The following is a 14,210-nucleotide window of genomic DNA, read 5'->3' as shown; positions in this document are numbered from 1 at the left end:
AGCCTGCCGCATCCCCGCCCCGGCCGCCGGGTCAGCTCCCCGGGGTGTCGCCCGGTCGGCCCTGCTCGGCCAGGAAGCGTTCCAGCTCGGCGCCCAGTTCGTCGGCGGTCGGCAGCGGGCCGGCCTCGGCGGCCAGCAGGTTCTTCTCGCCCCGCCCCCGGGCGAACGCGTCGTACTGCTCCTCCAGCGCCGCCACCAGGGCGGCGGCGTCCTCGGTCTGCGCGACCTGCCGGTCGATCTCGACCCGGACCACCTCGGCGGCCGAGCGCAGCCCGTCGCGGGGCAGCAGCAGCCCGGTGCTGCGGGACACCGAGGCGAGCAGCACCTCGGCGGCGGCCGGGTACTCGGCCTGGGCGACGTAGTGCGGCACGTGCGCGGCGAAGCCGAGCGCGTCGCGGCCCTGTTCGCCGAGGCGGAACTCCAGCAGGTGCCCGACGCCGCCGGGGACCTGGACGCGTTGCAGCCACGGCTCGTACCCGGAGATCAGCTCGCGCCGCGTGGCGTGCGCGGTCACCCCGGTCGGCCGGGTGTGCGGCACCGCCATCGGGATCGAGTTGAGCCCGACGGTGAGCCGGACGTCGAGCCGGGCCGACAGCCCGCCGACGGCGGCCACGAACCGCTCCCACTGGAGGTCCGGCTCGGGGCCGGTGAGCAGCAGGAAGGGTGTCTCGTCGTCGTCGCGCAGCAGGTGCACCTCCAGCCGGGGTGCCTCGTACTCCTCCCAGTGGTCCTCGACGAAGGTCATCGGTGGGCGACGGGACCGGTAGTCGTAGAGCTGGTCGACGTCGAAGCGGGCGATCGGGCGCGCGTCGAGGGAGGTGAGCAACTGCTCCCTGGCCAGCCGGGTGGCGCTTCCGGCGTCGACGAAGCCGGTGAGGGCCTGGATGAGGACCGGCTGCCCGAGGTCGGGCAGCTCGTCGGAGAGCTCGTAGAGCTCGTGTGGGTCGAGCACCGGTGCGGACCTCCCTGGAATGTGCCAACGGGGCGCCGCGTCGCGCACGGCTCCCGGTTCGGGGAACGTACCCGCCATCCTCGTGCATTCCTGCCTCGGACGGTCCGCCGGACGGTTCATGATCACAATTGGGTGAACACCCCGGCCCGCGGCGTCGTCCGGCCCGCCGGTGGCCGGATCGTGGATCAGGTATTGGCCGAACGGGGGAGGGGCCGACCTCCCCGGCCTCCGTGGGCGTTAGCTGCCCGGCTCGGCGCGCCTCCGCCGGGCCCGGAGGTTCGTCCGGTCCGCCCGGCTCGTGCCGGTGCGGCCCGGCGGGTGTCGGGGTGCCCGGCGGGGCGGGGCGGAAGTGTGGCGATGGCCACCCAATGGCCCTGGGTTATCCGGATTTGATCCGCCTAGTCTCATCGGATGCGTGACGACGGCACCCTCGACGACCAGCAAGGCCCGGACACGATGGCTGGCCGTTCGGACGTTACCCCCTCGTCCGAACGGCCGGCCACCCCCACTACCGGCGGCGCACGCCCCGAGCCCCACCGGATTCCCTCCGCTGCTGCTGTGACTACCCGCTCCGGGCGGTGGCGTAACCTGCTCGCCCCCGGCCGCTCCGCGTCCGGTCCCGCCGCCCCGGGCGGCCTGGCGCGTCGGCCCGGGCGGGCCGCGGTGGCCCTGGCCGCCGGCGTGACCTGCTGCCTCGGCCTGGCCGCCCTCGCCCAGGCCCGCCAGGGGACGGCGGACACCGCCGACCGCGCGGCGGCCATCGCCGGTGCCGACCTGGAGCGGCGGGCCGCCGCCGACGCGGCCTCCCGGTCGCTGGACCGGATGTCGACCCCGTCCGCGTCCGTCAGCCCCTCCGCCCCGGCCCCGTCCGCCAGCACCGCCGATCCGGACACCACCCGCGCGCCCGCCCCCCGCAAGCGGCCCGTACGACCGGCCGACCCCGCCCCGGTCGCCGGGCTGACCAAGGCGCAGATGGCCAACGCGAAGGTGATCGTGCGGACCGGCCGGGCGATGGGGGTGCCCCGCAGGGGGCTGGTCATCGCCGTGGCGACAGCGATGCAGGAGAGCAACCTCTACAACGTGGCCAGCGGCGTGCTGCCCGAGTCGCAGGAGTACCCGCACCAGGGGATCGGCTGGGACCACGACTCGGTCGGACTGTTCCAGCAGCGGGCCAGCAGCGGCTGGGGCGAGGTGGGCCAGCTCATGGACCCGGCGTTCGCCACCCGGCAGTTCCTCACCGCGCTCCAGCAGGTCCCGGGTTGGCGGGACCTGCCGCTGACCGTGGCGGCCCAGGCCGTGCAGATCTCGGCGTACCCGGACCTGTACGCCCAGCACGAGTGGCGGGCGGCCGAGGTGGTCGACGCCCACCTGGCCGCCGGGAAGTGACCCCCGGCCGCGGGCGGGCCGGGGCGCGCCCCGGAAGGACCACAGTGGACGCGTGGCGGTTGCCCCGACGGGGTACACATGATGGAGGTAACCGACAGGAGGACGACATGTCAGCACTGGTGCAGCGGATCAGCCGGTTCCTCCGGTCCCCGAAGGGACAGCAGATCGTCGACCGGGGTCGCCGCGAGTTGGCGAAGCCGGAGACCCAGCGCAAGCTGAAGCAGTTGGCCTCCCGCCTGTCCACCCGGCGCTGAGCGCCGGCGCCGTCGTACCCGCACGTCACCGATCCCCGGGAGCCTCCGTGACCGACTCCGCCCCCGTCGACGGCCAGCCCAGCCTCCCCGTCCCCGAGCCGGCCGCGCCGCGTCCGCCGGCGGTGGCCCCGGCCGCCGCCCAGGACGCCCCGGAGGCGCCGCCGGCCCGGCTCTGGGACCGGATGCGGGAGGACCCGCAGTACGCGCCGGAGCACCTCGCCCTGGAGGCGGTGCGCCGGCTCGGACCCGAGGCGGCCCAGTGGGCGGCCCGGGCGCGGGCGGAGCGGCCGGGCGTGCCGGCGGAGGAACTGGTCGAGCAGGCGGTCCGCAAGTTCGTCACCCGGGCCCGGCTCTCCGGCGCGGTCTCGGGCGTGGCAGGGTTGCCCGGGGCGGTGCTCGACGTCGGGGTGCTGGCCTGGACGCAGGCCCGGATGGTGCTGCACATCGCGGCGGCCCACGGGGTCGATCCGACCCACCCCGACCGGGCCACCGACCTGCTGGTGCTCCAGCGGGTGCACAAGGTGGCCGGGACCGCCCGGCTGGCGCTGGGCGTGGCCGCCGGGCGGGAGCGGGCCGGGGCGCTGTTCGGCTCCGGGGGACAGACCGCGCTCGGCAAGGTGATGATCCGGCTGGGCGTGCGGCTGGCCCAGATGGCCGGGGTGCGGGCGGCGAAGCGGGTCTTCGCCAAGGTGATCCCGGGCGCGGCGATCATCCTCGGCACCTGGGCCAACTCGTCGGCCACCAAGGACCTCGCCGAGCGGTCCCGGCAGCTCTACCGCAGTACGGGCCCGGCCGACCCCGCCGGCTGAGCGCCGGGGTCGGGGCCGGTCGGAGGCGGCGGCCCGCCGGGGTCGATCGGAGCCTGCGGCCCGCCGGGGTCAGTCGAAGCCGGCGGCCCGCCAGGTCGCGTCGGCCAGCCGGCCCTGCCCGGCGACGTTGGGGTGGAACCAGTCCAGCGCGTTCACCAGGTCGAGGGTGAAGCGCACCCGGTGCACCGCCCCGCCGTCGTACCGGCACCGCGAGCCGTACGCCCGGCAGGCGGCCTTCAACTGCGCGTTGTACGCGTCGATCCGGTCCCGCACCCGGGCCCGGCGGGCCACGTCGGCCGGCGCGGTCGAGGTGGCGTCGGCCAACAGCGCCGGGCAGATGCCGTGCCGCCAGGCCCGCAGCGCCCGGGAGTCGGTGTGCCCGACCTCCCACAGCCGGTACAGGTCGGGGATGCTGACCACCAGCACCCGCGCCTTCGGGCGGCCCTTGCGCAGCACCCGCAGGCCCCGGTCCAGCTCGCTGCGGAAGGTGGCCACCGGGGTCATCGCGTCGACGTCGTCGCGGCACACGTCGTTCGCGCCGATCAGCACCGTGACGTAGTCGGCGCGGTCGCGTACCGCCGCCTCGGCCTGCCCGGCCAGCGCCGCGGCCCGCGCGCCCGGCTTGGCGTGGTTGTACGCCTTCCCGCGCAGCTTCGGGTTCCGGTCGACCAGCCGCTGGTAGTGGCTGTCCACCCGCAGCCCGTCCCCCGTCGACCAGGAGTTCCGCTCGCACGAGCTGAGCATCAGGCAGGAGCCGAAGCCGGCGCTGATCGAGTCGCCCAGCGCGGCCATGGCGGCCGGCGTGCCGGGCGCGGGCGACCCGCCCGAGGGTCGGGGCTGGGCGTTGCCCCCGTCCTCGCAGGCGAGCGCGACCAGGGCCGCCAGGCAGGCGACGGCGGCGACCCAGCGTCGAGGCATGCTTCCCCAGTCCGGCGGCAGAGTGCGACAGCGCGGTAACCCTATGCGGGCCACCGGGTCGGGGGGTGGCCTGCTGTCGGATTTCCGGCAGTCTGTCCCGTCGTGGTGCTGTCCGTGGTAAAGGGGCTCAGTGGGGCGTGCGCCACGGGGCGGGCTGGCCGTGCAGCCACCAGTGCAGGGCCCGGGTGATCCGGGGCAGCACCAGGTAGGTCATCAGCGGGGTCAGGCACAGCGTCATGGCCAGGGTGCGGACGGCCACCGGGACGTCCGGTGCGAACCGGCCGGTGAGCAGGGTCGCGGTCAGGCTCAGCGGAAAGAACGCGAGCCAGATCGTCACCGCCTGCTTCCACCGGGGCGGCGCCGCCGGCGCGACCGGCTCGGCGCCCACCGGCGTGGCCACCTCCACGGCGTGCTCGACCGGCGGGTCGAACCAGCCCTCGATCCCGGTCCGCCGTTCGGTGCGGGTGTGCTCGACGATGCCCTGGGCCGAGGTCAGCCACCAGTGCCGTTGCGGCGACTCCTCCCAGCGGCGCAGCGTCTCGGCGTCGGCGAAGCGGTAGAGCATGTGCCACTCCGGCGAGCCCGGGGCGTTGCGCACCCAGCCGGCGCCGAGAAAACCCGGGAAGCTCTCGGCCAGCCCGGTGCCCGCCCGCATCCACGCGACCATCTCGTGGCTGCGCGCGGGATCGGCGCGCCGGGCGATGGCGACGGTCACCGGCGCCCCGTGGATCGCGGCGGTCACCGGCGCCCCGTCGGCCGCGGCGGTCACCGGCCCGTGGGTCGTGGCGGTCACGGGCGCCGCGTGGGTCGTGGTCATGCCCCCATCCTCCCGGGCCGGCCCGGCCACGGCACCGTTTCGGCGGGCCGGTGTAACGCACCCCACGACAGGTGTGTCACGGCCCACCGGGCTGCCCGAAGGGTGGGACCAGCCGGGCCGGGTGGCCGGCCCCCGCGCCGGGTTGGTGCCCCGCGCTGTGCGGGATGTTGCGGCTTTTCGGCGCTCCGACACCACAACATCCCGCACCTCATGATGATCTTGGCGCGGCCGGGTCGGTTAACCGGGCCGATCGGGGGTAGCCCGCAGGGATGACGAGATCGCAGCCCCGACGTGCCCGCGGGACGGTGGGCCACGCGTACAGCGCGCTCAACCTGCGCCTCGTGCTCGCCGGCTTCGGGCTGGTGACCATGGCGGTCTTCGCCGTGCTGGCGTTCTGGGCCGGCGTGGTGTGGTTGGGCGTGGTCTGCGCGGTCTTCGCCGCCGTCGCCGTGGTCGACCTTTTCGTCATCCAGCGCCGCCGTGCCGCGCGCCGCCGGGAGCAGCCGGGCGCGCGGCACTCGCTGTTCGAGTGACAGGAGTACGAGATGCCCATCGCCACCACCAACCCCGCCACCGGCGAGGTGCTCAAGTCGTACGACCCGATGTCGGTCGAGCAGGTCGACGCCGCGATCGAGCGGGCCGACCTGGCCTTCCGGGAGCTGCGCCGGACCACCGTCGCCCAGCGGGGACGGTGGCTGAGCGTCGCCGCCGACCTGCTCGACGCCGAGCGCGACGACACCGCCCGGCTGATGACCACCGAGATGGGCAAGACGTACGCCGCCGCGCAGGCCGAGGTGACCAAGTGCGCGGCGGCCTGCCGGTTCTACGCCGCGCACGCCGAGCGGATGCTCGCCGACGAGCCGGCCGACGCCCGCGCCGTCAACGCCACCCGCGCCTTCGTCCGGTACCAGCCGATCGGGCCGGTGCTGGCGGTGATGCCGTGGAACTTCCCGCTCTGGCAGGTCATGCGGTTCGCCGCCCCGGCCCTGATGGCCGGCAACACCGGCCTGCTCAAGCACGCCTCGAACGTGCCGCAGACCGCCCTGTACCTGGAGGACATGTTCCGCCGGGCCGGTTTCCCGAACGGCGCGTTCAGCACCCTGCTGGTCGGCTCGGACGCCGTGGACCAGATCCTCAGCGACCCGAGGGTACGCGCCGCCACCCTCACCGGCAGCGAGCGCGCCGGCCGCTCGATCGCCCAGATCGCCGGCCGGGAGCTGAAGAAGACCGTGCTGGAACTGGGCGGCAGTGACCCGTTCGTGGTGATGCCCTCGGCCGACCTGGATCGGGCCGCCGAGGTCGCCACCACCGCCCGCTGCCAGAACAACGGCCAGTCCTGCATCGCCGCGAAGCGGTTCATCGTGCACACCGACGTCTTCGACGCGTTCGCCGAGAGGTTCGCCGCGAACATGGCCGCGCTGCGGGTCGGCGACCCGATGGACGCCGGCACCGACGTGGGGCCGCTGGCCAGTTCCGGCGGCCGGGACGAGATCCACGCCCAGGTGCAGGACGCGGTCGACCACGGCGCCACCGTGCTGTGCGGCGGCGAGAAGCCGGCCGGGGACGGCTGGTTCTACCCGCCGACCGTGGTCACCGACCTGACCCCGCAGATGCGGATGTGGCCCGAGGAGGTGTTCGGGCCGGTTGCCGGGCTGTACCGGATCTCCTCGTACGCCGAGGCGATCGAGGTGGCCAACGGCACCGCCTTCGGCCTCGGCTCCAACGCCTGGACCACCGACCCGGACGAGCAGGAGCGCTTCGCCACCGACCTGGACGCCGGCAGCGTCTTCGTCAACGGGATGACCACCTCGTTCCCGGAGCTGCCGTTCGGCGGGGTGCGGAACTCCGGGTACGGCCGGGAGCTGTCCGCGCTGGGCATGCGCGAGTTCTGCAACACCAAGACCGTCTGGGTGGGCCGGGGCGAGGCCTCGGCCGGCGCCGGGGCGCACGCCGAGTAGCGATTGGCCGGACGCCGTCATGGGTAGGAGGTGCGCCCATGACGGCGTTCGGCTTCCACGCGTCCCACGAGCAGATCCACCCGGCCAAGCTGCTGGAGGCGGTGATCCACGCCGAGCGGGCCGGCTTCGGCGCCGCCATGTCCTCGGACCACTTCTCCCCGTGGAGCGCCCGGCAGGGCCAGTCCGGGTTCGCCTGGTCCTGGCTCGGCGCCGCCCTCCAGGCCACCAGCCTGCCCTTCGGCGTGGTCAACGCGCCCGGGCAGCGGTACCACCCGGCGATCATCGCGCAGGCGATCGGCACCCTCGGGGCGATGTACCCGGGCCGGTTCTGGGCGGCCCTGGGCACGGGCGAGGCGAGCAACGAGCACATCACCGGGGACGGCTGGCCGCGCAAGGACGTCCGCAGCGTCCGGCTGCGCGAGTGCGTCGACGTCATCCGGGCACTGCTGGCCGGCGAGGAGGTCAGCCACGACGGCCTGGTGACGGTCGACCGGGCGCGGCTGTGGACCCGGCCCGAGCAGCCGCCGGCGCTGATCGGCGCGGCGGTCAGCGTGGCCACCGCCCGCTGGTGTGCCGAGTGGGCCGACGGCCTGATCACCGTCAACGCGCCCATCGACCACCTGCGACAGATGATCGACGCCTACCGGGACGCGGGCGGCCGGGGGCCGCTGCACCTCCAGGTGCACCTGAGCTGGTCGCCCGACCAGGCCGAGGCAGAGGCCCTCGCGTACGAACAGTGGCGCAGCAACGTGTTCGCCCCGCCGGTCTGCTGGGACCTGGAGACGGCCGAGCACTTCGACGCGGTCTCCGCCGAGGTGCCGCTGGCGAGGGTCACCTCCACGGTCAACGTCTCGGCCGACCTGGGCCGGCACGTCGGCTGGCTGGAGGAGTACCTGGAGCTGGGCTTCGACCAGATCGCCCTGCACCACGTCGGGCAGGAGCAGCGGGCCTTCATCGACGCCTTCGGCGCCGAGGTGCTGCCGAAGCTGCGGGCGGCGTGATCCGTCCGGGCGGGGTCGCGCCCTAGGCTCGTAGCCATGGAGTCCCTGTTCGAGGTCGTCGTCTTCCTCGCGATCGCGACGCTCGGCGCGGCGCTGGCCCGCCGGCTCGGCCTGCTCGCGCCGATCCTGCTGGTGGTCGTCGGCCTCGCGCTCTCCTTCGTTCCCGGCTTCCCCCAGGTCCGGCTCGACCCGGATCTGGTGCTGGTGGGCATCCTGCCGCCGCTGCTGTACGTGGCGGCCCTGGAGACGTCGGTGCCGGCGTTCCGGCTCAACCTGCGGCCGATCCTGCTGCTCGCCGTCGGGCTGGTGATCTTCACGGCGTTCGCCGTCGGACTCGTCGTACACCTGCTGCTGCCGGCGGTGCCGTTCGCGGTCTGCCTGGCCCTCGGCGCGGTGGTGGCCCCGCCGGACGCGGTGGCCGCCACCGCGGTCGCCCGGCGGATCGGGCTGCCCCGGCGGGTGGTGACCATCCTCGAGGGCGAGAGCCTGATCAACGACGCCACCGCGCTGGTGCTGCTGCGGGTGGCCACGATGGCGACGATCGGCACCTCGGTCGGGGTCGGCGACGTGGCCCGGGAGGTGCTGGTCGCCACCGGCGGCGGCATCCTGGTCGGGCTGGCCGGCGTGCTGGTCTTCGGGTTCCTGCACAAGCGGATCAGCGACGCCGTGCTGGACAACGCGCTGTCGCTGATCGTGCCGTTCGCGGTGGTCTTCGCCGCCGAGGCGGTCCACGCCTCCGGCGTGGTCGCGGTGGTGGTGACCGGGCTCGGGATCGGTCACCGGATGCCGATGCTGATGTCGGCGGCCTCCCGTCTTCAGATCGGCGCGTTCTGGCGGCTGGCCCGGTTCCTGCTGGAGGGGCTGGTCTTCCTGCTGGTCGGCCTCCAGCTCCGCGAGGTGGTGCGGGACCTCAACGAGCCGCTCGGCTTCCTGGCCGCGATCACCGTGGCGGTGCTGGCGACCGTCGTCGTGACCCGGTTCGTCTGGATCTTCCCGGCCACCTACCTGGCCCGGCTGGTGCCCCGGATCCGGCAGCGTGAGACGAGGCCGTCGGCGAGGTTCCCGATCGTCATCGGCTGGGCCGGGATGCGCGGCGTGGTGACCCTGGCCGCCGCGCTGGCCCTGCCGCTCACCCTCGCGCAGGACCGCCCCTACCCCCGGCAACTGTTCATCTGGCTGGCCTTCGCGGTGATCGTGGTGACGCTGGTCGCCCAGGGCGCCACCCTGCCGGCGGTGGCCCGCCGGCTCAGGCTGCCGCCGGACGACCCGGTGCAGGACGCGCTCTCCGCCGCCAGCGTCCAGCAGCAGGCCAGCCGGGCCGCCCGGGATCGACTCGACGCGCTGGCCGACACCGCCCCGACGGCGGTCGTGGACCGGCTGCGCCGGGGGCTGACGGAGCGCACCAACCTGGCCTGGGAACGGCTGGGAGGCACCGAGCGGGAAACCCCGTCCCAGGCGTACGGTCGGCTGCGGCAGGAGATGATCGACGCGGAGCGGGAGGTGTTCCGGGCCGCCCGCGACGCCGGCCGGATTCCCGAGGAGGTGCTGGTGCGGGCCTACCGTGACCTGGACCTGGAGGAGTCGTTACTGCGACAGGAGACCGACTGATGAGCTGCCAGCACCTCACCGAGGCGGGTGCCGTCGAGCCGCTGACCACGGCGGAGTGCCCCGACTGCGTCGCCGTCGGCAACGACGACTGGGTGCACCTGCGGGCCTGCCTGGACTGCGGGCACGTCGGCTGCTGCGACTCCTCGCCGTACCAGCACGCGTCGAGGCACTTCGAGGCCACCGGGCATCCGGTGATGCGCTCGGTCCAGCCGGGGGAGGCGTGGCGCTGGTGCTTCGTCGACGAGGAGATCGGCTGACCCGCCGCGCCCGGTGATCGGCTGCTGTCCACGGCTCCTGCGCCCGGCGCGTCGCCTCCGCCCGAGGTCTGACGATCGTGGCCGCCGACGTGGCTCGTATGACGCAAGCGCTATGCGGCGGACTGACCGTACTCGATCTAGGATCGACCCACATCAATGGGAGGCGGCCTTGCCGCCGTGATCCAGAGGAGTGCGTGTGTTCCGACGACATCTGCTGCGTACGGCGGGAGCCGTGGCCGCGGCGGTCCTGGCCGCCGCCGGGGTGCTGGCCGCCACCGGCACCAGCGCGTCCGCCGTCCGGACCGTCTACTACGACGCGAGCCGGGCCGGCGAGTTCCGCACCAACTTCGACCAGGCCGCCCAGATCTGGAACAGCAATGTCAGCACCGTCCGGCTGCTGCCCGCCACCCCGGGCAACATCACCATCTACGTCGACGCCGGCTGGCCCCGGGCGCAGCCGACCTCGCTCGGCAGTGGCCGGGTGTGGATGGGCTGGGAGGCGGTGAACCAGGGCTACAACCGGACCCGGATCGCCACCCACGAGATCGGCCACATCCTCGGCCTGCCGGACAAGCGCACCGGGCTCTGCACCGACCTGATGTCCGGCAGCAGCGCGCCGGTCTCCTGCGCCAACGCGAACCCCAGCGCCGCCGAGGCGTCCCGGGTCAACTCGCTGTTCGCCGGCAGCCTCGCCGCGCCGACCACCGGCCGGACGTACGTCTGGAACGGTGACGACGCCGGCGACATCACGCCGAACGTCGTCGGCGGCGTCACCGCCTCGGAGAACTACCCCTTCATGGTGTACGTCTCCGGCTGCACCGGTTCGCTGATCAAGGCCAACTGGGCGGTCACGGCGAAGCACTGCCCGACGCCGTCCTCGGTGCGGGTGGGCAGCATCAACCGCACCAGCGGCGGCACGGTCGTCGGGGTGAGCCGGGCGGTCAACCACCCGTCGATCGACGTCAAGCTGTTCCAGCTCGCCGGCTCGGTCAGCTACGCGCCGGCTCCGATCCCGACCACGTCGGGCGCGGTCGGCACCGCGACCCGGATCATCGGCTGGGGCCAGACCTGCCCGACGCCCGGCTGCGGCTCCGCCCCCACGGTCGCCCGGGAGCTGGACACCTCGATCGTGGCCGACAGCCGGTGCAGCGGCATCAACGGCCCGTACGAGATCTGCACCGACAACACCGGCGGCGTCGCCGGCGCCTGCTACGGCGACTCCGGCGGGCCCCAGGTGCGCAAGGTCAACGGGGTGTGGAACCTGATCGGCGCGACCAGCCGGGCCGGCAACAACAACTCCACCTGCGCCACCGGCCCGTCCATCTACGAGGACCTGCCGTCGATCCGCTCCTGGATCGACACCCAGGTCGGCGGCCTGCCCGCCTGATCCTGGCGCACCAGCGCGGCATCCGACACCGGGGCGTCCGCTCCTCCCGCAACGGGAGCGGACGCCCCATCCCGTGCTGCCCGGGACCGGGGTGGGTCAGGACAGGGCGCAGGGGGCGCCGTTGACCGTGATCAGGTCGGGGGCGGGGTTGGCGTTGCCGGCGGTGGTCGCGTTGAAGCCGAAGGTCGCGGTGGCGCCCGGGTCGATCCGGGCGTTGTACGACTCGTTCTTCGCGGTCACCGTGGCCCCGGACTGGGTCACCCTCGCCATCCACGCCTCCCGCACCCGCTGGTCGCCGGTGAAGGCGAACCGGGCGGTCCAGCCGTTCACCGCGGCGGTGCCCGTGTTGCGGATGGTCACCTGGGCGGTGAACCCGGTCCCGCCCTGCCAGGTGCCGTAGTTGGTGTACGACACGGCGCAGGTCGGTGCCGCGACGGCCGCCGCGTCGTCCTGGTCGGCGAGGAACGAGGCCAGCCAGGCCAGCGCCGAGTTCCAGTTGATCGCCACCTCGTTCGTCGAGTACGAGTTGATGTCGTCGACGTAGCAGAACTGCGGCTCGCAGCCGGCCAGCAGGTTCGCCGAGAACGGGTCCTGGAGGGCGGCGTTCGCGCCACCGGCCAGCGAGCCGGCCGGCGGGTTCGGCAGCGTCGGGTCGAACTGGTGGCCGTACATCCGGCTGTGCTGGTTCTGCGCGGCGTGCTCGCCCCAGCCGGTCACGTACGAGATGTTGAGCGCGTTGCGGCCGAACAGGTAGTCCGCCGCCTGCACCGCCCCGTCCCGGTACCTCTCGTCCCGGGTCAGGTCGAAGGCGGTGCCCAGCACGGCCGCGTTGTTGGCGATGTTGCCGTTGGCACCCCAGAAGTAGCTGCCCGGATCGCCGGGCATCGGCAGCCCGTACGCCTGGCCGCGCAGGATCTCCAGATAGCGGTCGGCGGCGGCGGTCACCGAGGCGCGCACCCGGTCGCGGTCGGCGGTCGGCAGGCCGCTGGGCACGGTGGCCAGGTCGAGTCGGCCCAGCGCGGCGACGCCCTGCCAGCCGAAGCCCTGGTCGCCGAAGACCGCGCCGGTGTGGTGCCTCGAGGCGGTCAGGTCGGTCAGGTACGCCGGCTGGCCGGTGGTCAGGTACAGCTCGGCGGCGGCCCAGTAGAACTCGTCGCTGACGTCGGTGTCGTCGTACGCGCCGCCGCCGGTGGCGTCGGCCGGGCTGGCGTAGCGCGCCGGGTGGGCCTTGGCCGCCGCGTACGCGGTCTTCGCGGCGGTGCCGCAGCGGGTGGCGAACGCCGCGTCGTACGGGGCGAACAGCCGGGCGCACTGGGCGGCGACGGCGGCCAGGTTGAGGGTGGCGGCGGTGGACGGCGGGTGCAGCTCGCGCGGCTGCGGGTCGGCGGCCGGGTCGAGCGGCAGGCCGGTCCAATTCCTGTCGTGGATCTTGTGGTGGGCCATCCCGGCCAGCGGCTTGCCGGCCGGCACCTGCATGCGCAGCAGGAACTCCAGCTCCCAGCGCGCCTCGTCGAGGACGTCCGGCACGCCGTTGCCGCGCTCGGGCACCCGCAGCGAGCCGTCGGCCAGGCCCGCGCCGCCGTCGGCGGTGGCCGCCGTCTTGGTCCGCTCGAAGGCGTTCAGGAGCTGGTAGGTGGCGATGCCGCCGTTGACCACGTACTTGCCGTGGTCGCCCGCGTCGTACCAGCCGCCGCGCACGTTGAGGGAGTAGTCGCAGACCCCCGGCTGGCAGGGCACGCTGGTGTCGCCCTGGTTGGGGGCGACGCCGAGGTGGCCGGCGGGGCGGGCGTACTCGTCGCCGACCAGGTCGTCGTCGATGGCGATGCCGCTGCGTTGGAGGTAGAAGAACTGGAGGGCGTCGGCGCGCAGCCTGTCGTAGAGCGTGCCGGAGATGTCGAACGGGTGGCTGGTCTCGCCGTCGGCGACCAGGGTGTAGCCGGTGCCCGGGGTGCGGTAGGCGGAGAAGTCGACGGTCTGCACGTTCTGGCCGGACGCCTCGTTGACCCCGCGCGGGGTGCTCCGCCCGCTGGCCACCACCGCCCCGGCGGCCGACGTGAGCTGCCAGTCGAGCGGGTCGGCGGCCTCGGTGACGACGGTGGCGTTCTTGGGGCCGCCGGGCAGGTAGCCGACCTGGTTCACCCGGACCCGGGGGCCGGTGTCCGGCTCGTACGGCTCGGGCGGCTCGCCGCCGCGCAGCGAGACGTTGTCCAGGCACACGGTCTGCTCGGCGGCGGCCCCGCCGACCTGGAAGACGAGCTGCGCGCCCGGGTTGTCCTCGCTGACGGTGAAGGTCTTGGCGAAGTGCTGGCTGCCGCTGGTGGCGGCGGCGTCCAGGCTGGCGTACTGCGTGTACGGGGCGGCGCCGAGCTGGAGCACCGCCTTGACGGTCACCCCGGGGGTGGCGGCGAGGTCGAAGGCCAGCTCGTACTCGGCGCCGGAGGTCAGCGGCACGGCGTCCTGGCCGATGCCGGCGTCCCAGGGGTTGGCCAGCCCGCCGGGGACGGTGGCGCAGAGCCGGCCGTCGGTGGCCCCGAGCGGCCCGGTGCCGTACGAGAACCAGGGGGCGACGCCCGCGCTGAAGTCGCCGTTCTTCAGCTGCTCGGGGGCGTCCGGCGGGACCTCGGCGTGGGCCGCGCCGGCAGTGGTGCCGGTGAGGGCCAGGGCGGTCGCCGTGGCGAGCACCGCGAGGCGGCGTCGACGGCGTCGGGATGGCGTCACGGGGGTTTCCTTCCGGGGGACGGGCTGATCTGGGAGCGCTCCCAGCGTCGCTCCGATATTTCCAGCGGGTGTCCGTCGTGTCAATTGAGGACGCTGAATAAAACCGGCCCGGTTCACCCCCTGGCCCGGTCCGCCGCGTGAGATT

The 14,210-nt window shown here is 74.1% G+C and carries 13 protein-coding genes; 9 read left to right on the top strand and 4 right to left on the bottom strand.

Translation table 11 applies throughout. The features are described 5' to 3' along the window. Window positions 1–31 precede the first annotated feature (31 nt). A complete protein-coding gene (locus C5N14_RS18800) occupies window positions 32–952 on the bottom strand; it encodes a proteasome assembly chaperone family protein (RefSeq protein ID WP_117669420.1) in 921 nt (306 codons plus the stop codon). A gap of 558 nt (window positions 953–1,510) precedes the next feature. Between C5N14_RS18800 and C5N14_RS18795 the strand changes: the two genes are divergently transcribed. The 3 genes from C5N14_RS18795 to C5N14_RS18790 all read left to right on the top strand — a co-directional run bounded on the left by C5N14_RS18795 (window position 1,511) and on the right by C5N14_RS18790 (window position 3,401). Then, window positions 1,511–2,338 (top strand): peptidase M23, encoded by an 828-nt coding sequence (locus C5N14_RS18795; RefSeq protein ID WP_371685868.1) that lies wholly within the window; start codon window positions 1,511–1,513, stop codon window positions 2,336–2,338. Window positions 2,339–2,445: 107 nt separating this feature from the next. Further along, window positions 2,446–2,592, top strand: coding sequence for a hypothetical protein (locus tag C5N14_RS32250; RefSeq protein ID WP_165878150.1), 147 nt, complete (start codon window positions 2,446–2,448; stop codon window positions 2,590–2,592). Between the two features lie 47 nt (window positions 2,593–2,639). Beyond that, the gene (locus C5N14_RS18790) at window positions 2,640–3,401 is read left to right on the top strand and encodes an EcsC family protein (RefSeq protein ID WP_117669418.1); all 762 of its coding nucleotides are present in this window, start codon (window positions 2,640–2,642) and stop codon (window positions 3,399–3,401) included. 69 nt (window positions 3,402–3,470) lie between these two features. On the opposite strand, the gene C5N14_RS18785 is transcribed toward C5N14_RS18790, so the two are convergent. Then, on the bottom strand, window positions 3,471–4,319 hold the full coding sequence (locus tag C5N14_RS18785; protein ID WP_117669417.1) for a GDSL-type esterase/lipase family protein: 849 nt from the start codon (window positions 4,317–4,319) through the stop codon (window positions 3,471–3,473). A gap of 127 nt (window positions 4,320–4,446) precedes the next feature. Then, the gene (locus tag C5N14_RS18780) at window positions 4,447–5,136 is read right to left on the bottom strand and encodes an antibiotic biosynthesis monooxygenase (RefSeq protein ID WP_117669416.1); all 690 of its coding nucleotides are present in this window, start codon (window positions 5,134–5,136) and stop codon (window positions 4,447–4,449) included. 269 nt (window positions 5,137–5,405) lie between these two features. On the opposite strand from C5N14_RS18780, the gene C5N14_RS18775 reads away from it, so the two are divergent. From C5N14_RS18775 to C5N14_RS34220, 6 genes are all read left to right on the top strand, one after another. Continuing rightward, on the top strand, window positions 5,406–5,669 hold the full coding sequence (locus tag C5N14_RS18775) for a DUF6343 family protein (RefSeq protein WP_117669415.1): 264 nt from the start codon (window positions 5,406–5,408) through the stop codon (window positions 5,667–5,669). 12 nt (window positions 5,670–5,681) lie between these two features. Continuing rightward, window positions 5,682–7,094: an NADP-dependent succinic semialdehyde dehydrogenase gene (locus C5N14_RS18770; protein ID WP_117669414.1), complete on the top strand. Its 1,413-nt coding sequence runs from the start codon at window positions 5,682–5,684 to the stop codon at window positions 7,092–7,094. A gap of 38 nt (window positions 7,095–7,132) precedes the next feature. Further along, the gene (locus C5N14_RS18765) at window positions 7,133–8,095 is read left to right on the top strand and encodes a TIGR03885 family FMN-dependent LLM class oxidoreductase (RefSeq protein WP_117669413.1); all 963 of its coding nucleotides are present in this window, start codon (window positions 7,133–7,135) and stop codon (window positions 8,093–8,095) included. A gap of 36 nt (window positions 8,096–8,131) precedes the next feature. Then, window positions 8,132–9,703: a Na+/H+ antiporter gene (locus C5N14_RS18760; protein ID WP_117669412.1), complete on the top strand. Its 1,572-nt coding sequence runs from the start codon at window positions 8,132–8,134 to the stop codon at window positions 9,701–9,703. After that, the gene (locus C5N14_RS18755) at window positions 9,703–9,960 is read left to right on the top strand and encodes a UBP-type zinc finger domain-containing protein (protein WP_117669411.1); all 258 of its coding nucleotides are present in this window, start codon (window positions 9,703–9,705) and stop codon (window positions 9,958–9,960) included. Before C5N14_RS18760 ends, C5N14_RS18755 begins: the two co-directional genes overlap by 1 nt. Before the next feature lie 190 nt (window positions 9,961–10,150). Then, window positions 10,151–11,347, top strand: coding sequence for a snapalysin family zinc-dependent metalloprotease (locus C5N14_RS34220; protein ID WP_371685867.1), 1,197 nt, complete (start codon window positions 10,151–10,153; stop codon window positions 11,345–11,347). Between the two features lie 96 nt (window positions 11,348–11,443). Here C5N14_RS34220 and C5N14_RS18745 read toward each other — a convergent pair whose 3' ends face one another. Continuing rightward, window positions 11,444–14,065: a glycoside hydrolase family 9 protein gene (locus C5N14_RS18745; protein WP_117669409.1), complete on the bottom strand. Its 2,622-nt coding sequence runs from the start codon at window positions 14,063–14,065 to the stop codon at window positions 11,444–11,446. Window positions 14,066–14,210: the final 145 nt, after the last annotated feature.

The organism is Micromonospora sp. MW-13 (assembly GCF_003434305.1).
In the GTDB taxonomy this organism is placed as follows: Bacteria; Actinomycetota; Actinomycetes; order Mycobacteriales; family Micromonosporaceae; genus Micromonospora.
The sequence above is the reverse complement of the archived record's forward strand: the minus strand, read 5'-3'. Positions and strand labels throughout refer to the sequence as shown.